The organism is Promicromonospora sp. MEB111, from assembly GCF_030209445.1.
Taxonomy (GTDB): Bacteria; Actinomycetota; Actinomycetes; order Actinomycetales; family Cellulomonadaceae; genus Promicromonospora.
In genome coordinates, this window is record NZ_JARVSD010000003.1 from 165168 (window position 1) to 185197 (window position 20030).

Consider the following 20030-nt stretch of genomic DNA (forward strand, 5'->3'; position numbering starts at 1 on the left):
GGTCTTCATGGAGTCTGATCCGTTGCTGCGCACCCGGGAGGTGGCGGAGCTCCTGGGCGTGCCGGAGAACACGCTGCGGTGGTGGCGGTACGTCGGGTACGGCCCGGAGTCGTTCCGGCTTGGTCCGCGTCGGGTGGTCTACCGGCGCTCGAAGGTGCTGGCATGGCTCGCGGCGCAGGAGGCGGCTGGTGCCAAGACCACGGCAGTCTGACTGGACGCGCAGGGGCTGCGGGGCTCGGACACTTCGGTGTCCGGGCCCCGCAGCCGTTTCGGCCAACGTCGCCGTCGCCGGCCGAACCGTGCCATCGGTCTGGTCATCGCCCGCGGCGAGAGAGCGGCGCAGCGCCGCCCTCTGGCGGGGGTCCCGCGTCGGGGTTCCGTCCCACCTGGCCCACGTGAACAAGCAGCTTGACGTTGCCGCGAACTGGACGACTGGCGCGCGTGCACAGCGCAGCGACAGCGACACAGGCGGCGGCACGCGGCTGGCTAGTTGCAGGCGGGCGACGACGATCCAGGGGTTGTGTGCCGCCAGAAAACGCCGCACACCTCAGGCAGTTGAGGAGCGCCGGGAGCGTTGGCGTTGGTGCGAGTTGGCGCCGTTGGTGTCCAGCGCGCGCACCTGCCCGCGCACCCGGCTGTGTGCTCCGGCCGTGCGGCCTTGGGGTGGTGGTCGGTCGTGACGGTCAGCATCGTTCCGATGAGTGTCGGTAACGGCACCGAGTACCTTACCGGCTCGGTAGCCAACGCCGACTGCGACGCCCCAAGCCTCGGCGACGGCCTCGGCCTGGACCCGGTCACCGCGTACTACGCGGCGGTCGGTACCCCGCAGGGCTACTGGCTCGGCAGCGGCGTCGCGGATCTCGGCAATGGCGCGATCATTCCTGGTGCCGCTGTCACGACCACCCAGCTCCAGCGGCTCCTGGAAGCCGGACGCGACCCGGTCACGACCGAACCCCTGGGTCGGGCGTATCCGAAGATCGCGCCGCTGCGGGAGCGGATCGAGACCCGGACCAGTGCCTTGGACTCGGACTTGAGCCCGGAGGACCGTAAGGCCGCGGTGGACGCGATCATCCTGGACGAGACCCGGGCCGGGCCCCGCAAGGCCATCGCAGGGTTCGATCTGACGTTCTCACCGACCAAGTCCGTCTCGGTGCTGTGGGGCCTGTCGGACAAGAACACCCAAGCGATCATCCTGAGCGCCCACCGGGCCGCGATAGCCGAGACGCTCAACTTCATCGAGGAGCACATCGCGGCCACACGGATGGGTACCGATGCGGGGGACGGGTCGGTCATGCAGGCGGACGTCACTGGCCTGATCGCTACGGCGTACGACCATTGGGACTCGCGGGCGCACGACCCGCAGCTACACACCCACGTCGTGATCGCGAACAAGGTCCGTGCCCTGATCGATGGCAAGTGGCGCACCCTGGACTCGCGGGCGCTGTTCAACGCGAACGTCGCGTTCAGCGAGCACTACAACGCCGTCCTGGCCGACCGCCTTACCGCCGCCCTCGGCATCAACTGGGAACGCCGTCTGCGCGGCAAAGACCGCAGCCCGCGCATGGAGATCGTCGGCGTGAGCGACGAGCTGATCGAGGAGTTCTCCAACCGGTCGGCGGAGATCGAGCACTGCGCGGACCAGCTCATCAACGAGTACCGGGAGAAGCACGGGCACGCCCCGTCACTGGGCACGATCAACCGCCTGCGGGAGCAAGCCAATCTGCGGACCCGCCCGCCCAAGACCATCAAGTCTCTGGAAGACCTGACCACCGAGTGGCGCGAGCGGGCCGGACGCATCCTGGGCACTGACCCCGTGAAGTGGGCGCAGGGCTTGCTGTCTGCTGCCCTGGCCGACCCGGGACGGGTGTTTGCGGCCGGTGACGTCCCCCAAGAGGTGGTGGACATGGCGGCCTGCGTGGTCCTCGGCGTAGTGGGGGACAAGCGGGCGACATGGAAGCACTGGAACCTGTGGGCCGAAGCCGAACGCCAGACCATGCACTGGCGCATGACCACCCACCAAGCTCGCATCGAGGTCGTGGCCCGGATCGTCGCAGCAGCCGAGGGCGGTTCGGTCACGTTGACTCCGCCCGAGCTGGCACCAACCCCGGTCGCGATGCTGCGCGCGGACGGGTCGAGCACGCTACGTCCGAAGCACTCGGTGGTATTCACCTCCCAGGCCGTCCTGGACGCCGAGAAGCGCCTTCTCGCCCTCATGGACGACCGGACCGCGCGCCGCCTGCCCGGCGACCTGCTGCGGATCGTCCTGAACGACGGGGTACGCGACGGCGCACTGGACGCGTCCCAAGCAGACGCCATCACAGCGGTGGCAGGTTCGGGACGCCGCCTGGACCTCCTAGTCGGCCCGGCCGGGACCGGGAAGACCACCACCCTGCGCGCACTGCGCACCCTGTGGGAAGGACAGCACGGACCCGGGACCGTCGTCGGCTTGGCGCCCTCCGCCGCTGCCGCCGATGTCCTCGGGACGGAGCTCGGGATCGCCTGTGAGAACACCGCGATGTGGCTCACCCGCCACCAGCACAACCACGTCCAGTTCGAAGCTGGGCAACTGGTGATCGTGGACGAAGCGTCCCTCGCCGGCACGCACACCCTGGACCGCCTCACGAAGGCCGCCGTGCAGGCCGGCGCGAAGGTGCTGCTGGTCGGCGACCCCGCCCAGCTCCCCGCCGTCGAGACCGGTGGCGCCCTGACTCTCCTGACCGGCGAACGAGCGCGTGCCACCGGGGATGTCCCGACGCTGACCGAAGTGCACCGCTTCCACGCCGACTGGGAGAAGCGCGCCTCTCTGCGACTGCGCGAGGGCGACCCCGGCATCCTCAGCACCTACCAGGGCCACGACCGCATCCGGGCAGGCGCCACAGACGAGATGACCGACGCTGCCTATGCCGCCTGGAAAGCAGACACAGACCGAGGCCTGTCCTCGGTGCTCGTCGTGGCCGACAACAACACGATGAACGACCTCAACCGCCGAGCCCGCGCCGAACGCGTCCTGACCGGCCGCGTCTCAGACGGGCAGAGCGTGCGCCTCGCCGGGCGGGTGCGGGCGTCGGTCGGGGACCTGATCGTCACCCGGCGCAATGACCGCAGCCTGCGCTACGGGCACGCCGGATGGGTCCGCAACGGCGACCGTTGGCAGATCACCCAGGTTCACCAGAACGGGTCGGTCACGGCTCAACGGATCGGCCCCGACGCGCACACCGACACCCGCAAGACTGGTCGCGTGCAACTCAGCGGCGGCATGGTCCGCCTGCCCGCTGTGTACGTGGCTGAGCAGGTGGACCTGGGGTACGCGATCACCGCACACCGTGCCCAGGGTCTGACCGTGGACACCGCGCACACCATCGCCAGCTCCACCATGAGCCGGGAGAACCTCTACGTCGCCCTCACCAGGGGCCGCTCCGCGAACACGGTGTTCGTGCCCGTCGACCAGCCCGACCGCAACCAGAACCACCAGCACACCATCGGCGCAGACCTCGACCCCGACCGGCCCGACCTCGACGCTGCCCGCACCATCCTCGCGGGCATCTTGCACCGGGTCGGCGCCGAGCCTTCCGCGCACCAGACCCGTCGCGACGAGGAACACCGTTGGGGGTCGATCGCGCAGCTCGCGGCCGAGTACGACACCATCGCCAACCATGCCCAACGACCTCGCTGGACACGCCTGGTCGCGCACACCCTTGCCGGGGAAGGGTTCAGGCGTGACGCCATTGCAGAGGTCGTGGGCTCCGACGCCTTCGGAGCGCTGTGCGCGGAACTACGACGAGCTGAAGCAGACGGACACAACGTTGAACGCCTCCTGCCCCGTCTCGCCGCTGCCCGGAGCCTCTACGATGCGGACGACGTCGCCGCTGTCCTGCACGACCGACTGGCGCACGCCGCTACACGTGCCAACGACTGGCAGAACCGGATCGTCGGTCTCATACCGATGGCGCAGGGCCCGCTCTCGGACAACATGCGCGAAGCACTGGATCGACGTGCCGAACTCATTGAACACCGCGCTCGCACCCTCGCTGAGCAAGCACTGCGCGACCGCGACCCCTGGGTTCGGCACCTCCCACCACGCCCGCAGGGTCCGGGTGAGCGTGACTGGCGAGCCGCCGCCATGATCATGGCCGCATACCGGGACCTGTACGGCGTGACAGCAGAGTCCCTGCCCGGCGAGGCAGTTACGACGTCGGCGCAGCATGTAGCCGCTGACCTCGCCCGCGCACGGCTGCGTAAGTTCGCAGCGACCTCAGTTGGCCTGCAATTGCCGTATGCCGAACCCAGCGCCAGCAGAGAAGCCCAAGCAACGCGACCAGGGATGCCGACACTGTAGGTTGGCGGAAAGCTGAACCTGGGGATCGCTCGTCGCCTGGATCGGTTCCCACGCCACGTGCATCAATGACGCTATTGATGCGAAGATCTTCACCCGGGTGAGTCTCAAGGATATCGCGCCGAGACAGGGCATTCGTCCCGTTCGCGCAGTACAGTGCCAGTGCGATACGGCCTTCATCCTAAGGGATTGGAAGGCTTCACTCCCGCATCGTGTCGCTGTGTGTAGTCCCTTGCATGAAAGTCACGGCACAGCGCGCCACTTTGGCTGTGCGGTCTAGTCTGCGCTACTTCGTGATGGAGAGGACCAGTAGTATGTCGGATTCGGCTTCGGCAGAAGTGCGCCGCGGAACGGCCTGGCGGATATGGGACCTTCACGTACATACGCCTGCATCCATCGTAAACGGCTACGGAGGCGAGGCGGGTGACGCATGGGAAAAATTCATTGACGAGTTGGAAGCATTGCCGCGAGATATTCGTGTGATCGGAATCAACGATTACTGGTTTCTCGATGGGTACAAACGAGTAATCGCTGCCCGCCAAGAAGGCCGCTTGAAAAATCTAGACGAAGTATTCCCTGTCGTTGAAATGCGGCTCGACCAGTTTGGTGGCACGGCAGGGAACCTCTCACGCGTAAATCTTCATGTCATCTTCGATCCTGAAATTTCCGCTGAGGTGATTGAGGCGCAGTTCGTCAGCGCTCTGACCTCAAAAATTAAGCTTTCGCCAGAAGCTGAGTCGCTGGAATGGGAAGGTGTCGTTACGCATGGCGCCCTCGCAGATCTAGGACGAAAAATTAAAGCGTCTGTGCCGGACGACCGTAAAGATCAGTACGGCCCAGATCTGATGGAGGGCTTCAACAACCTCAACGTGTCGCTTTCAAGCGTCCAGAAAATTCTCGAATCGACCTACTTTCGAGGGCGCACGCTTATCGGCATGGGTAAGACTGAGTGGGCCGCGATCAAGTGGAACGAGCAGTCGATCGCCGCCAAAAAGACAGTAATCAACTCAGCCAACCTGATTTTCACTGCGTTCGAAGACGTGTCGACGTGGTCGGGGCAGGTGGAGAAACTGCGGGAGTCGAATATAACCCACAGACTCATCGATTGTAGTGACGCGCACTATTTCTCGGATTCGGACCAGAAGATGCGACTTGGCGCGTGTCAAACATGGATGAATGCGACGCCAACATTCGCTGGTCTCGCGCACGCTCTGGCAGAATTTGACCGTCGCGTATACGTGGGCCTGGAGCCTCCAGCCCTGGCTCGTGTCCGCAGAAACCCAGAGCGATTCATATCCTCAGTAGAGGTGCGGTCGGATCGAGAAGATCGCAAGTTGTTCGATTACTCGATTCCGATTAATTCTGGTTTCATCGCCGTAGTCGGAAACAAGGGGCAAGGCAAGTCCGCTCTCCTTGACTGTATCGCACTGGCCGGCAACTCTTCGCGGAATAACGAGTTCGCATTTCTGAATCCAAGTAGATTCCTTGGTCCGGCTGGTCGAAAATCTGCCAGGGACTACCAATCAGAGATTCGCTGGGAGACTGGCAAGATCCGTCGCGTGAACTTACACGAAGGGCACGATCGCGCCGCTCCCGTTTCAGTCGAGTATCTGCCGCAGGCCTTTGTTGAACGTGTGTGCAACACAGATGCTGTCGTTGGCGAAGCTGACGAATTTGAACGTGAACTGAGGACAGTACTTTTTACTCACATTGCTGAAGAGGAGCGCGCAGGCGAAAAGACGTTCGACGCACTCTTGAACCAGAAGACTCGCGCAGCGCAGGGCGACGTTGATCGCCTACGTGATGACTTGCGAGAGTTGGTGAGTAATTACGCCGATGCAGCCGCTTTCAGGGCGGGCAATAGGATCGATGAGATCGATGGTCGCATCGAACTGAAGAAAGAAGAAGTGGCGGATGCCCAACGATCCCTCGATGAAGACAGGGCAGCTCTTGGTGAGATCGATTCCGCAGGCAGGGATGACGCTAGGCTCGCTGCTCTGAAGTTGCGCTCAACCGAAATAGCTCTCGCGCATGCGAAACTAGTGGAGAAGCGATCCGAGAACGAGCGCAATCAGGCGCGAAAGCAGCAGGAATTGTCCGATATGGATTTGATACTCCAGGATGCAGACGCGATCCGTGCAACGGTGGTCGATCTTAACGCCCGAGCAAAATCTCTAATTGGAGACAGTCGACCATTCATAACATTTGAGATTGATCATGAGCGGAAGGATGCGTGGAGGGACGCGGCCCTTAGGGAGCGCGATGCTTTGAAGGCAGAGCACGGATCACTTCTTTCCCAGGTGACGGCCCAGGACTTGGAGCGAGAAAAGAACGCGGACGAGCTTGCATTGGCCGATAGCGCCCGTGAGCGCGCCCGGCAAAGGGTGCTCCAGTCAGAAGAACGCTTGCACAGTCTTATAGGGGACCTAGGCGACGAGGAATCGCTCAGCGGACTTGAGGAACTTCGCGAGCGCATAACCCAGGCGCCGCACGAAATGGAGCGGCATCGGACGCGTATTGTGGAGCACGCGCGTCAGATCCACTCGGCTTTGGTGGCGCGACTACGCGCGGTGGAGGGGCTGTACGAGCCTGCTTCTCGTTTCATTGAACACTCCGATGTGGTCAAGAACGCTGGGCTCGAATTCAATGCTGAGCTTCGAGTTCTGCCGTCTTGGCAAAGTATGTCGGTCGCTCTCGATGGGCGTCGGAACACCGACTTTCTTGATTGGCTAAACGACCTTCCTCGAAGAATTGAGGACACGAGCTGGTCGCAACTCGCCCCTCAACTGGAGGAGCTTCTCTCCAGATTGGAGCATGAGCGCGGCGAACTGGACGGTTCATTTAGGGACCCAGCCTCCGCGTTGCGGAAGGCAACGTCGTTGCAGGATTTTTTGATCGACACGTTGGGCCTTTCGTGGCTGGAGGTTCGATTTGGACTAATTGGCGAAGGTCTTCCACTCTCGCAACTATCGCCCGGCCAGCGCGGACTCATCTTGGCGCTGTTCTATCTAGTAGTGGACCGCAGGACGACGCCTTTGCTGCTCGATCAACCCGAAGAGAACCTTGACAACGCTACAATTGCTTCCAAGCTAGTGCCAGCTATTCACGAGGCGGCCGGGAGGCGGCAAACGATTGTGGTAACGCATAACGCGAACCTGGCTGTTGTGGGCGATGCGGATCAGATCATTCATTGCAAGGTTGTGGATCAGAGATTCACCCTCGAAAGCGGCAGCATCTCAGAAATAGACGTGGCGCGTTTTGCGCTTGACGTTCTAGAAGGAACGAAGCCAGCGTTTGATAACCGTCGACACAAGTATGAAGCGTTTCCGGAGCTCGGATAGTCTGACCAAGTATCGACCTTGCCGCTCGTCCAATGATGCGTCGGGGAGTAGATGATGGGCGTTGCGGGACGCAAGATCCACTCCCAGACGATTGGCCGGGGCTCTGGTCGGAAGCCAAGGATGGCTACCTCAGGGGAGCCGGTACCTGGCCCACAATCGCGCTCCCCGAAGTGGTGCGTCGCGGTGGGTGCTGGGGAACTCGATAGCGAAGCGGCGCCACTGCCCGTAGGTGGTCGTAGCGAAGACCGTGACGGGTTCGGCGGTGGAGTGCTGGATGCCCCAGGTGCCGGACACGAGGCGTTCCGCTTCGCCGGGCTGGTGTCCGGCAGCGACGAGTCGGACCACGAGCAGGGCAGCGTCGATCCAGACGGGACCGGTTCGGGACCAGGCCCAGTCGATGACGTTCACGCGGTTGTCGTCCACGAGGAGGTTGAGTTCGTGGACGTCGGCGTGGACCAGACTCTCGCCGACCAGTGCAGCCGGGACGTCGGCGTCATTTTGGATCAGCTGGTCGAGGTGCTGTTTCTCCCAGGGGTCGAGCTCGTCGGCGTGGTTGTCCGCGAGCCACTGCCACCCGGCGAGGCGCGCGTACTTGCGGCTGAGCGGTGCTACATCCGGGACCGGGCTCGGGATCAGTTCCTGGGCCAGCAGGGACAGCGCATCGACGACCTGAGGGATGTCGGCAGAGCCGGGCGAGAAGTCGGCGTTGCTGGCCGGGTACGGTCTCGTACCCGGCCAGCAGCCAGCCCCCGGCTTCCACGGTCCACAGCAGGCGCGGGACGTTTGTGGTGAGTTCCCGCAGGTGGGTGTTGACGTGGACCTCGTGCCGGTGGGCGTTGAACAGCCGATCGCCGGTCGGGATGCCCTTGCAAAACACCGTGCCGTCGGCGGTGTGCAGGAACGCGGCGAACGCCGAGTTCCGCCCGGCCTCCGGCACCTCGGTACGAAGCACCAGCCCGCACTGTTCCTGGACGGCGTGGCGGACGTCGTCGGGCAGATCGACCCACGATCGGCGGTTCATGTGTGGTCTCCGTTCGTGTCAGGCGGGCGAGCTGGAGCAGCCCGAGTGGCACTGCGAGCACTTGCCGGCCTCCGCGGACGGCCACAGGTCGGGGTCGACCCAGAACCCTGCGGTGGCGATGGCGTCCACGGTGTACTGGAGGCTCTCGTGAGCGCCCTCGCCGTGAGCGGACGGGTCCTGGGGGTCGGTGGGCACGTGGTGCAGGAACCGGCCGGCGACCTGGTCGCAGAACGCAGCGTAGTCAACGGTGTGCAGGATGAACTCGTGCCACCCCGGGTCGACCTCGTCCGACGGTGAGAGGGGCCGGCCCTGGTGGGTGGCGGTGGTGCCCAGAAACGCGAGTGCCTGGTCCACGATGCGTGCCGCAATGCCCAGGTCGTGGTCGTGCTCGGTGGACACGCGCTCGGTGAGCTTCTGGAACAGTTCCGGGTCGACGAGCGACCTGCCCTCGCGCAGGTCGTGTGCAGTGGTGGTCATGTGCTTCCTCCTCGTTGTGCGGGGGTAGTACCTGTACGTGCACCCGCCCGGGGGCGGGCCCGCGGCCTGGCAGTGGTCAGGGGGTCCGGGGGCTGCCCAGCCGCAAGATCAAGGGGCGACCGGGTTACAGGCCGCTCAGGGGTAGCTCGAACCCGGCCGGGCCGTCACCGGTCACGCTGCGCCACTGCGCCCGGCGGCGGCCCTCGTCACCGCGTGGGTAGGGCATCCCGGCGTCCAGGGCGGCGGTCTCAATCGCCCGCATCGTGACCCCGACCCCGGACGGGATCGGTGCATGGCGGACCCAGTGGCCGTCCTGGAGTGCCCAGGTTTCGCATCGGGCGAGGTCCGGGCCGCTGCCATGCCAGACCCGCAGCACTACGGGTCCCGGTGCGGTGCGCTCGGCGGTAGCGATCTGTGCGGCCAGCCGTGACAGCGTGCTGTCCACGGGCGGGACGAGCGAGGCCAGTACGGGCAGGACCCCGGCTTGCTCGATGCTGTCGGTGGTCTCGTTTGCGGCGCTGCGCACAATCGCGGGCGCCTGCCCCATCGCGACCGAGTGGGCGGCCCAGGCCAGCATGTCCAGGTCGTTGACGCCGTCCCCGACCGCCACCGTGTGCTCAGCCGGGATGCGCAGGTGGGCGCGAACGGCGTCGAGGGCGGCGGCCTTGTTCACTCCGGGTGCGGTGACGTCGAGCCAGTCCGGACCCTGCGGGGCGACCGTGACCCCGCAGGCCCGCAGGGCGTCGGTGTACCGGCGAACGCCCGGCGCGGCGAGTGCGACCCGCGTCGCCGGTTCAGCCATCAGGTCGGCCAGCAGAAGGGTCTTCTGCTGACCGTTGAGTTCGCCCGGCTCGAACGTGCCGCTGGTACGCCACCCCCACCCGACTTCCTCGACTGCAACACGCACGGACGGTGCGACGTCGAGGGCTCGGCGAATCACGGGTGCAGGGTCGAAAGTGCGCGCCTCAACCACGTCGTACCCGGATGGTGTGGCCCGGTCCAGGCGCACCGTGAGGGAACCGTTGGAGCACACCGCCCACCCGTGCGTCAGGCCCAGCCTCGTCGCGATCGGCAGCAGCCCGGCCAACGACCGCCCCGAAGCCAGCACCACCTCATGACCCGCGGCGCGGACCAGGTCGAGGGCCTCGACCGTGCCCGTAGGTATCCGCTGCTCGCCGTCTATTAGGGTCCCGTCGATGTCGAGTGCGATCAGGGCGCGAGTGCTGGTGGTTGTCGCAGTGCTCATCGGGCCACCGCATGACGTAGGACCGAGCGCACCTGGACCTCCAGGCCGTCACGCTCACCCGTCCACAGCGTGTTGCCGGGCACGAACATCCGATGATCCAAAGGCAGGTCCAGCCCGAGTGATCGGGCGATGGCTTCGCCCTCGGCCAGGTGGATGGGATGAAGGCACATGCGGTTCCGGGTGATGGTCACGACCTCGATCCGGTGCGCGCCGACCTCGCCGACGGAGGCTCCGGCATTCGAGATCGCGCGCAGCAGGTCATCGTCGTCGTCGGTAAGTAGCGATGCGGTTCGCATGGTCGCCCCCCTCTCGCGAGTTCCCCGTGAACTCGCAGGACGAGCCTCCGCCGGCGCCACCGCTCGCACCACGGCCGCTCGTGCAGGATTGGGTCGGTCGGCACTGGTGAACCCTGCCTGGCAGGCATGGTTCTGGCACGGGCGCGCCGCTATGGTCGAACGGTGAAGCTGCTGCCCTTCGACGAGTACGTCGCCTCGCTCCCGCGCAAGCGCATGTCCGCGGGTGTCCTGCTGTATGACGACGCGGGCCGAGTCGTCCTTGTCGAGCCGTCTTACAAGCCGGAATGGGACATCCCCGGCGGTGTCGTGGACGATGGTGAGGCGCCCTGGCATGCCGCTTCACGTGAACTGACCGAGGAACTGGGGCTCGTGCGTCAGCAGATGCGCCCGCTGGTCATCGACCACGAAGCCGCTACGGACGACGGGATGCCCGAGGGCATCGCCTGGGTCTTCGACGGCGGCCCCATCAGCGAGCTTGAGTTGGCGGCGCTGTCTCTTGATGACCCCGAGATCGTCTCGGTGGGCCTGTACCGGCTGGACGAAGTCACCGGCAAGACGACCCGCCCGCTGACTCGCAGGTTGTCGACCGCGCTCGCCGCTGTGAAGAGCGGTCTTGCCCCGGTCCTGTGCGACGACGGAGTGCCAGTCTCGGGTACGTCATGACGGACCTCGCCGAGAACCTTGCACGCTTGCGCAAGGCGAAGGACCTGTCTCAGGAATCGCTCGCGGAACGTGCCGGAGTCGGCGTCGACACGGTGGCGCGCATTGAACGCGGCACCAGAACCACGTGCCGCCCGGCCACTCTTCACCGCCTAGCAGCAGCCCTCTCCGTCTCGGCCCAAACACTTCTCACGGGAGAAGACAACAGGCAGTCGGCTCTGGCCACGAACGCGGAGATGGTCCGGCTGCGGCAAGCCATCACCAGCGGCGGCCTGGTCCCGGGTCTGTCCGACTTCGCGGAGAACACCGAGACCGTGTCGCTGACGGAAGCGGAGCGCCAGACCACGGCGGTATGGCGGCTCTACGTGGACGGGCGCCACACCGAGCTGCTGGCGTTGCTCCCCGCTGTGCTCGCTGACGCCCGGCGACTGGTCGAGACAAACCACGGCGACGATGCCGCTGCCGGAAGGCGCCTCCTAGCCACCACGTACCGCATCGCGGCAGGAATCGCCGGACGCCTGGGCCAAGACGACCTGGCATGGACCGCGGCAGAACGAGCGCTCGACGTCGCACGCAGTTCGGACGACCCCGAACTCCAGCAAGCTGTCGCCCTGCGCTACCTCGCCTGGACCCTGGTCCGACAAGGCCGGGAGGACGAAGCCGAACAGGTCGCAACGAACGCCGCCGAAGCTATCCAGCCCACGATGCTCGACGCGGACCCCGTGCGCACCGCCGTGTTCGGGAACCTGCTGTTCAACGCCGCCACGGCTGCCGTCAAGGCTGGTGCCGTGCAGCGTGCGGCCGACCTGCTGGCCGAGGCGCGGTCGGCCGCCGCGAGGACTATGACCAGCGTCGTGACCGAAGCAGCGATCTTCAGCCCGCGCGCAGTAGCGCTTCAAGAAGTCGATCACTGGTCGCGGAGCAACGACCCCGAAACGGCGCTCCACCAGGCCGCCACCTTGCAGTCCGTTCCCGGTCAGCTCCCCGCGTTCTGGGAGGCCGGTTCCGCCTTGCACATAGCGTCCGCATCCCTCAAGACCAGGCGGTACGACGACGCGCTGCACCACCTCGACCAGGCCCACCGCCTCGCCCCAGACTGGGCGACCAGCCAACCCCTAGGCGTCACGACGATGCGCGCGCTTCTTGACCGAGCTACCAGACGACGTGGACCCCGATTCGCCGGGCTCGCCCAGGCCTTCGGCGTGGCGTAGCGGAACAGGTATGCCTCAACTCCACGAGAAGTGGAGACCCGTGCACCCGTGTGTCTGGCTTTACGTGAACTGAGATCTGAAAGATGGGCGGTTCGGCAATGGTGCCGTCTCCCAGAGAAGAAATCACCCTGTCTCGGCACCGCGACCTGCCGCAGCCGGTCTAGGCTCACCTCATGAGTGCACCATTAACGCTCCGCGTGTTCATAGCGTCGCCGAGCGACGCCCAAGAGGAACGCTTGGTGGTGCGTGACTGCGTCGAGAAAGTAAATCTCGAAAGAAAGGGCAGTGGTGCCCCCATCTTTGAACTTGTCGGGTGGGAGATCGTCAGAGGCACCGCCCAACGCCCTCAGGAGGCAATAAATAAGCTGATCCATGAATGTCACTTCTTCTTGGCCGTACTCAAGAAATCGTGGGGCAGTGATCCAGGGGGTGCGCTCGAATACACGTCCGGCACGGAAGAAGAACTATTCACAGCCTTACTAGATCTCGGCAATAAGTCTCGGCCGATGAGAGATGTGTGGGTTGCATTCATGGATGCGCCTGACGCCGCGCCGGAGATTAAAGATCTCAGAACACAAATACAGTCCCGGCATGCTCTGCTGTACGAAACAATCGCGACCACGATTGAGCTTCGACAGAAGCTTACACAGCTGCTTCATGGCTGGGGGAACGTCGCGCAAAAAGAAGCCCGAAACGTAGGGCTAATACCCAGATCTGGCCGTGACATTCTGGGGGCCGATCATCTGCGGCAGCAGGGTGAGGCTCTTGTCGAGCTGGGGTACCCGGATGCGGGAAATGCAAAACTAGAAACTGCGGCCGAAATTGGCGGATCTCCGGAAAAACTCGCTTATGCCCGCGTACTTGCTCGGCAAGGGAGGATGGCTGCAGCGCACGATATTGTGCGGCGGGCTCTCGCTCCATTCCTGGAATCGGGAATCAACTCGCCCACGGCGGCGGAGGTACTTGCGGCTGAGGCGTCGCTCCTACGCCGGGAGTCGGAGCACTACAAGTCAGCCCAGCGTCTGCAGCAAGCACTGGAGCGACTCCCGGGAGATGATGAATACACGAGGGGAGTGCGCTGCAGGATACGGGATGACCTTGGCTTGGCCTACCAGAAAATGTCTGAGTTCGAGCGGGCACGCGAACAATTCCTTCTTGCATTAGGTGAGAGAGAGCACGACGGCGACCCCCGTTCTGTCGCGCAGTCTCTGGTGAATATCGCCCGCAACGATGTCGCTATGGGCGACAACGCATCGGCTGGCAACCGTGCGTCGAGGGCTCTTATGATCCTGGAATCACTACCTCCTAGTCCACTTCACGCCAATGCACAGCTGCTGCGTGCGCAAACGCTCCTGCGAACGGGAATGTATGCGGATGCAATCGAGCACGCCGGGATGTCTGCAGTCCTGAATGAGCAACTGAGTAACGACTATGGTTTGGCTATGGCGGAAAACGTTCTTGCGCAATGCTTCGCTAAGATAGGCGATGGCGAATCTGCGCTTGCGCATGCCAAGAAAAGCCTCGAACTGAACGTCCAGATGGGCAACAGTGCGCCTCCTGTCGTAGTGGCTCTGATTAAAAAGTTTGAACACTGAACCAGATCTTGCGGAATGCGGATCATCCAAGACGATGGAGCGAAGGCGTGCCCACGGATAGCAGGTCTCAAGCGGACGGCGCTCTGCGCATTCAGTTGGAGGCGTTCGATGTTCCCGATCGAATGATCGACGCCGCTCTGGACCTTATCCCTGCGGAGGTGCGCGCGCTACTGGTTTACGGCAGTCGCGCACGTCAGGATCACATAGATGATTCTGACCTGGATCTATTGGCGTTGGTGAGCGAACCCGCGAAAAGTGTGCACGGTGGGGACGTGAGCCTTAGTTTCTACACAGAGGCCCAGTTGAGGTCGGGTTCGGGCACGCTATTTGGTGCGCATCTTGCGCGTGACTCACGCGTCTTACTGGACCCAGAAGGTGTCTTGGCTGACTGCCTGTCTTCGATGGGTGGCGTTGACACCGCGCGGCTCTTTAGAAGATCGAGCGATTTGGCACAGGTTCTGGGATCCCAAGGCTATGACTTGCCAAAATATCTACCAGGATTGCTTCGTGAAGCGAGGTACCTATTACGAAGCTGCTTGTACGCACAGGCAATTGCTTCTGGCGATCCATGCTTCTCGGTACGAGAGCTCGCGGAGAAGCTTGGTGACCCGGCGCTGGTTGAACTCCTCGCTTCGAGACCCCTCTACACCGCAACGGAAGCAGATCTTGTGGAATGTTGCCTGCGTCTGGAAGCAATCGTTGGGCCGATACCTAGTAATCCTCATGGCTCACTAGAGGCGCTCATCGTGAATGAGTGGGATAGTGGCAGTGATCTTCTCGCCATGGGAATGCTGGCGTTGGGTGGTTCGAATCTGGAATTCGATTATGCGGAGATCAAGAAGGTACTGCTATGAGCGACTCTGTAGCCTTCATCGGCGACGTCCATGGGTGCTTGCCGGCTCTGCAGTCGATGATAGGAGTATTGAGCGAGGCCGGCGTGAATGAGATTGTCCTTCTCGGGGACTACATAAATAAGGGGGCCGATGGCCCTGCGGTAATCAACTACTTGATTTCCTTAGATAGCGACGATCGTGTTGTTGCCCTTAGAGGAAACCACGAGTCCGCACTCCTAGACTGTCTTGATTCTGGGGACGTCAGGCCTCTTCTTCGGATGTCTGGCGCGCCGACGATCAGGTCATACGTTGGGGGAGACGTTGGGCCACACGTGGCTGATAGCCTTCGGGCATCGGTTCCGCTGGAGCATGTTGAGTTCCTTAGGAAACTGCCGGAGCGATATCTGGCGAATGATGTCGTTGCCTCACACAAGGCCGTTGCGATTGGCGACCTGTTTTCTGTTTCAGCGCACGTTTATGTGGGTTCCACACCGCGTCTGTCCGAGTATGCGGCCGAGATTGACACGGGCTGTGGTTCGCCCCAGGGGATTCTAACTGGCTTTCTCTGGCCGTCCCGCAGTTATGTTCAAGTCGATATGAACGGTCGGGTAATTCGCCCGGTGCAGGGAAGGGCGTGAGTTTGGCTCAAGCGGCAGCGAAACAGCATCCATATGGAAGCCCGGTGCCGGCGTTGTCAACAGCGCGCTCCTGTCGCGAGGTCCGCGGGTTCCCTAGCTGGTGCCCGTGTCACGGTCCGGTTCCGTTACGCGCTGGGGTCGCAGTGCGCCGTGAGAAGTGCGGTCGTGAGTTGAACGGGACAGGTCCGCCAAGAGCGTGGGCAGGAACGCCACGGCGTCATCCTCGACGCCTTCGCGGCGAGTGAAGTTGACTGTTCGGCCGTCGGCGTAGCGTGCCACGGCGGTGACCGCGCCAGGCCAGTAGTACCCGCCCTCCCTCCCGCCGGTTATCGACTCGACTGAAGCGACCTTGATGGATGCCAGTCCAGAGCGCGGGTAAGCGGTCACGACGGCATTGGGCCTGTCGGTCTCTAGCTCGGTCACGGCGAGAGTGATGACGGTGTGCTTGGTGTACAGGTGCACCTCCCCAGCATCGTCGGCGAGGTTGCCGGTCACGTGCTCGACGTCGGCAAGCTGGGCGAGCAGCGCCACGGACGATAGCGAGTTCAGGTACCAGCTTGGTAGTTCGTCGGCGGGTATGTGGTCCCAGCCTGGGCAGCGTCGGATGCGTGGGAGCAGGTCCAAGATGTACTGCCGGGCGGCTTGGAATTCCATGCTTTCGACCGTGCCATGTATCCCGGCGACGAGAAAGGCGAGCGACCAAGATCACCCGAGCTCGACGGCAGTTCACGCGAGCACCTGCGCCGCCAGCTCGTGTCGTTGGCGTGGTGCGACGGGGTCTGCTGAGAGCATTACCACTGTGGTGGAGACCAGCGGCGAGACCGATTGGCAGTGGTCGCGGGAGGTGCTAGTCAAGTGGTTGAACACTGCCCGCCTGGCGAGTTCGATGAACAGCAACGCGCTGGCCCCTCCTGGCGAGCACCTCGATGCCCTGTGGGAGCGGCAGGCGCAGGCGACATCGATCCTGCGGCGTCTTAATGGAAACGACGCGGACGTGATCCTCCTTGAGCCACGCGTAGGTGGTCGCCATCAACTCGTCTCGGTCGCGCAGGGGATACGGACTATCCAGGCTGCGATCGGCAAGATCGACACGATGGCAGAGACCGCAGCCCGGCTCGGTACAGACGCGCCGCGGATGCCTGCTGACGCCATGCACCCGGTGGTGTGGGGCGCGGCGTCGAGGTTGTGGAGAGACGGCCACTACAGCGCCGCCGTCCAACGTGCCGCCACATTCATCAACGCGGAGATCCAAGACAAGGTGGGGCGGCACGACGTGTCGGACGCGGCATTGATCCGCGAGACACTAACGCCGACCCGGCCGCCCGAGGTGGGCAAGCCTCGGTTGCGCTGGCCTGGAAAAGACGACAACCTCACGGTAAAGGCGATGCGCGAGGGCATCTTCTCGTTCGCTCTCGGGTGCTTCCTCGCGATCCGGAACCCAACTACGCACGGGGCCAACGACCTGCCCCGACAAGAGGCGCTCGAACAACTGGCGACGCTTTCGACGCTGGCACGGTGGATCGATGGCTGCGACGTGGTGACGGTACCCGGCGTCGATTGAGCCGCGTCGGCTTAGCCGTGCAGCGCTCCTATGAGTGGTGCCTCCTCTCTCCATCCGCCGTCAGCGATCCGATCACTCCCCGGCGACGGGGCTGGCCTATGCCGTGTGTAGCCATCGCGAGCAAGGGTTAGTACTGCGCGGTGCGGGGATATCGAGGCCAGTGCCAGTCCGCAGATAGTCCGCAAGACGTCCGCACCAGCCCATCCGACCCCAACACGACCAACGGCCGGGAACGCTGGAATTCCAACGTCCCCGGCCGTCGTCGCTCTCCCCACACCGTGCCGGATGTCCGAACTGCGGTCCACGAACTACCGCTGAGCACCGGCCGACGGGTGGCTGCCGGGATCCCCGCAGCCACCCGCCGGCATGTCACGAGGGGCCGGACACCATGCACGAGGTACGACGAGAGGCGCCCGGAGCGGCCCGTGCGCTCGACCGGCTGGAGCGGTTCCGGGGCGCGGCCGCCGAGGCCGGGATTCCCGCGGTGGAGACGGAACGGTGGCTGGACCTGGCCCTGCCGTGCGTCGTCCTGGTGCCCGACGGCGAGGGACCGGTCGTCGCGCGGCTCGGCGGGCCGTTGCTGCTGCCGCCCGACGTGGCGACGCCGTCCGACCCGTACGAGCTCGCCGGGCCGGACGGTGGCGTCCGGCACGCCGACCACCAGCTCATCGCGACCCTCGACCTGGCCGCGATCCCGGAGGGGGCGACGGACCTGCCCCTGCCGCCGGACGGCCACATCCTGCTGTTCGCCAACCCTGACCTGGAGATCGGCCTCGCGGGTGGCGCCCTCTACGTGCCGGCCGGCGCACCCGTCGAGGAGCGCGCGACCGCACCCGACTACGAGCCGTACGAGTACGACTCGCCCGAGGAGCTGGACGCCGACCTCCGCGGGGAGGGCGCACTGCGCCTGGCGCACGACGTGACACTGCCCCGGCACGCCTTCGGCGCCGATCTCCTGGCCCGGCACCGTCGTGCGGCCGATCTGCGGGAGGTGTGGGAGGCCACGGGATACACGGAGGACGACGAGCTCCTGTGGGACGTCCGCACCCTGCAGGTCGGTGGGCACGCCTGGGACCACGAGGACTGGGGCGATCCCGCCGCCGGGCCGGACCGTGTGCTCCTGGCGCAGTGGGAGGGGCTCCCGATGGCCACCGTCTACTGGACGATGTTGCGCCAGGACCTTGCTGACCTGCGGTTCGACCGGGTCACCGTCACGATGTACGCCAACCCGTGACGGTGACCCGGTCCGGTCAGGCGATGCCCACCGGCTCCACGACGCGGTCGGCGTCGTTCGAGCCGGACGCCGACGCGGTGCCGGGAGCCGCGTCCGTGAGCGAGAGCCCCTGCCCGCGGCGCCGGAACAGCAGGGCCGACAGCACGGCGCCCACGGCGAAGAACCCGGCGCCCCACCAGTACGCGGTGGAGTAGCTCTCGATCGCCGCCTGCGCGCCCACCGCCGCGGTCACCGGTGCGTGCGCGGCGAGGTAGTCGGCCGCCGCGGTGGCGGCCAGGGTGTTGAGCAGCGCGGTGCCGATGGAGCCACCGACCTGCTGGCTCGTGTTGACCATGGCCGACGCGACGCCGGCGAACTCCCGGTCCACGCCCAGCGTGGCGGTCTGCATCGACGCGGGCATGATCGTGCCCATCGCGAAGCCGATGACCATCAGGCCCGGCAGGACGTTCGTGGCGTAGGTGCTCGAGGCGTCCAGGAACGTGAGGTCGATCATGCCGATCGCGCCCAGCGTCATGCCGATCGGCACCAGGAGCTTGGGCCCGAAGCGGGGCACGAGCAGGTTGGTGCCGAGCTGCGCGGCGAGCACCAGCATGGCGATCATCGGCAGGAACGCGAGGCCCGTGCGGATCGGCGTGTACCCGAGCGTGAGCTGCAGGTAGTAGGTGACGAACAGGAAGATGCCGAACATCCCCGCGCCGGCGATCAGCACCGAGAGGTACGCCGCACCGCGGTTGCGGTCGAGCACGATCGACAGCGGCAGGAGCGGGTGCGTGGCGCGCGTCTGCCAGCCGACGAACGCGACCAGCAGCACGCCGGCGGCGGTCAGCATGCCCCACGTCAGGGGTGCGTCCCAGCCGCCGGTCTCGGCGTTCGAGAAGCCGTAGACCAGGCCGAACAGCGCGCCCGAGACGAGCAGCGTGCCGGGTACGTCCAGCCGCGGCCGCGGGCCGCTGCGGGCGACCCGCGGGATGAAGACGAAGGCGCCGACCAGGGCGACCGCGGCGATGAGCACGTTGATGTAGAGGTTCCAGCGCCAGTCGAGCGACTCCGTCAGGACGCCGCCCAGCAGCAGCCCGACGGCGCCGCCGGCCCCGGCGATGGCGCCGAACACGCCGAACGCGCGGGCGCGCTCCCGCGGCACCGTGAAGGTCGTGGTCAGCACGGCCAGCGCGGTGGGGGCGAGCAGGGCGCCGAACGCCCCCTGCAGCGCGCGGGCGGCCACGAGCAGGTCGAAGGTGCCCGCGGCGCCGCCCAGCGCCGAGGCGAGGGCGAAGCCCACGAGGCCGATCACGAAGGTGCGCTTGCGGCCGATGAGGTCGGAGAGGCGGCCGCCGAGCAGGAGGAGGCTCGCGAAGGTGAGGGAGTACGCGGTGATGACCCACTGGCGCTGACCGTCGGAGAAGCCGAGGTCGGCCTGGGCCGAGGGGAGAGCGATGTTCACGACGGTCGCGTCGAGCACGACCATGAGCTGGGCGAGCCCGACCACGACGAGCGTGATCCAGCGACGACTGTCCGTCGCGGGGGTTGAAGTCTGGGACATGGTTCGCAGCATATACGGAACTAACGAGTTCCGGATACCGTTGG

At 64.9% G+C, this 20030-nt stretch carries 16 protein-coding genes; 10 read left to right on the forward strand and 6 right to left on the reverse strand.

The genetic code is table 11. The features are described from left to right. The first annotated feature begins 7 nt into the window (after window positions 1-7). The 3 genes from QRN56_RS02550 to QRN56_RS02560 all read left to right on the forward strand — a co-directional run bounded on the left by QRN56_RS02550 (window position 8) and on the right by QRN56_RS02560 (window position 7674). Entirely contained in the window at window positions 8-211 is a 204-nt protein-coding gene (locus QRN56_RS02550) for a helix-turn-helix transcriptional regulator (RefSeq protein WP_285100909.1), read from the forward strand. A 465-nt stretch (window positions 212-676) separates the two neighbouring features. Continuing rightward, window positions 677-4336, forward strand: a complete 3660-nt coding sequence (gene mobF, locus QRN56_RS02555) for a MobF family relaxase (RefSeq protein ID WP_285100911.1) — start codon at window positions 677-679, stop codon at window positions 4334-4336. A 311-nt stretch (window positions 4337-4647) separates the two neighbouring features. Next, window positions 4648-7674 carry a TrlF family AAA-like ATPase gene (locus QRN56_RS02560; protein WP_350224551.1) on the forward strand — a complete coding sequence of 1009 codons (3027 nt, stop codon included), beginning with the start codon at window positions 4648-4650 and terminating at the stop codon, window positions 7672-7674. Window positions 7675-7803: 129 nt separating this feature from the next. Here QRN56_RS02560 and QRN56_RS27615 read toward each other — a convergent pair whose 3' ends face one another. From QRN56_RS27615 to QRN56_RS02580, 4 genes are all read right to left on the reverse strand, one after another. Next, entirely contained in the window at window positions 7804-8673 is an 870-nt protein-coding gene (locus QRN56_RS27615; protein WP_350224552.1) for a phosphotransferase, read from the reverse strand. Between the two features lie 40 nt (window positions 8674-8713). Continuing rightward, a complete protein-coding gene (locus QRN56_RS02570; RefSeq protein WP_285100913.1) occupies window positions 8714-9172 on the reverse strand; it encodes a glycine-rich domain-containing protein in 459 nt (152 codons plus the stop codon). Between the two features lie 124 nt (window positions 9173-9296). Next, on the reverse strand, window positions 9297-10418 hold the full coding sequence (locus QRN56_RS02575; protein WP_285100914.1) for an HAD family hydrolase: 1122 nt from the start codon (window positions 10416-10418) through the stop codon (window positions 9297-9299). Beyond that, entirely contained in the window at window positions 10415-10714 is a 300-nt protein-coding gene (locus tag QRN56_RS02580) for a hypothetical protein (RefSeq protein WP_285100915.1), read from the reverse strand. The genes QRN56_RS02575 and QRN56_RS02580 overlap by 4 nt, the downstream gene beginning before the upstream one ends. A gap of 162 nt (window positions 10715-10876) precedes the next feature. Here QRN56_RS02580 and QRN56_RS02585 point away from each other — a divergent pair, with 162 nt between their 5' ends. The 5 genes from QRN56_RS02585 to QRN56_RS02605 all read left to right on the forward strand — a co-directional run bounded on the left by QRN56_RS02585 (window position 10877) and on the right by QRN56_RS02605 (window position 15651). Further along, window positions 10877-11377, forward strand: coding sequence for an NUDIX domain-containing protein (locus QRN56_RS02585; RefSeq protein ID WP_285100916.1), 501 nt, complete (start codon window positions 10877-10879; stop codon window positions 11375-11377). Further along, window positions 11374-12585: a helix-turn-helix domain-containing protein gene (locus tag QRN56_RS02590; RefSeq protein WP_285100917.1), complete on the forward strand. Its 1212-nt coding sequence runs from the start codon at window positions 11374-11376 to the stop codon at window positions 12583-12585. Before QRN56_RS02585 ends, QRN56_RS02590 begins: the two co-directional genes overlap by 4 nt. Window positions 12586-12758: 173 nt before the next feature. Further along, entirely contained in the window at window positions 12759-14180 is a 1422-nt protein-coding gene (locus QRN56_RS02595; protein ID WP_285100918.1) for a tetratricopeptide repeat protein, read from the forward strand. A 47-nt stretch (window positions 14181-14227) separates the two neighbouring features. After that, a complete protein-coding gene (locus QRN56_RS02600; protein WP_285100919.1) occupies window positions 14228-15034 on the forward strand; it encodes a hypothetical protein in 807 nt (268 codons plus the stop codon). After that, a complete protein-coding gene (locus QRN56_RS02605) occupies window positions 15031-15651 on the forward strand; it encodes a metallophosphoesterase (RefSeq protein ID WP_285100920.1) in 621 nt (206 codons plus the stop codon). Before QRN56_RS02600 ends, QRN56_RS02605 begins: the two co-directional genes overlap by 4 nt. Before the next feature lie 93 nt (window positions 15652-15744). Here the strand turns inward: QRN56_RS02605 and QRN56_RS02610 are convergent, their stop codons facing one another. Beyond that, window positions 15745-16305, reverse strand: a complete 561-nt coding sequence (locus tag QRN56_RS02610; protein WP_285100921.1) for a hypothetical protein — start codon at window positions 16303-16305, stop codon at window positions 15745-15747. A 145-nt stretch (window positions 16306-16450) separates the two neighbouring features. On the opposite strand from QRN56_RS02610, the gene QRN56_RS02615 reads away from it, so the two are divergent. Both QRN56_RS02615 and QRN56_RS02620 read left to right on the forward strand, forming a co-directional pair. Continuing rightward, entirely contained in the window at window positions 16451-17212 is a 762-nt protein-coding gene (locus tag QRN56_RS02615) for a TIGR02391 family protein (RefSeq protein WP_285100922.1), read from the forward strand. Window positions 17213-17600: 388 nt separating this feature from the next. After that, the gene (locus QRN56_RS02620) at window positions 17601-18446 is read left to right on the forward strand and encodes a YwqG family protein (RefSeq protein WP_285100923.1); all 846 of its coding nucleotides are present in this window, start codon (window positions 17601-17603) and stop codon (window positions 18444-18446) included. Window positions 18447-18462: 16 nt separating this feature from the next. Here the strand turns inward: QRN56_RS02620 and QRN56_RS02625 are convergent, their stop codons facing one another. Next, window positions 18463-19986, reverse strand: coding sequence for an MFS transporter (locus tag QRN56_RS02625; RefSeq protein WP_285100924.1), 1524 nt, complete (start codon window positions 19984-19986; stop codon window positions 18463-18465). Window positions 19987-20030: the final 44 nt, after the last annotated feature.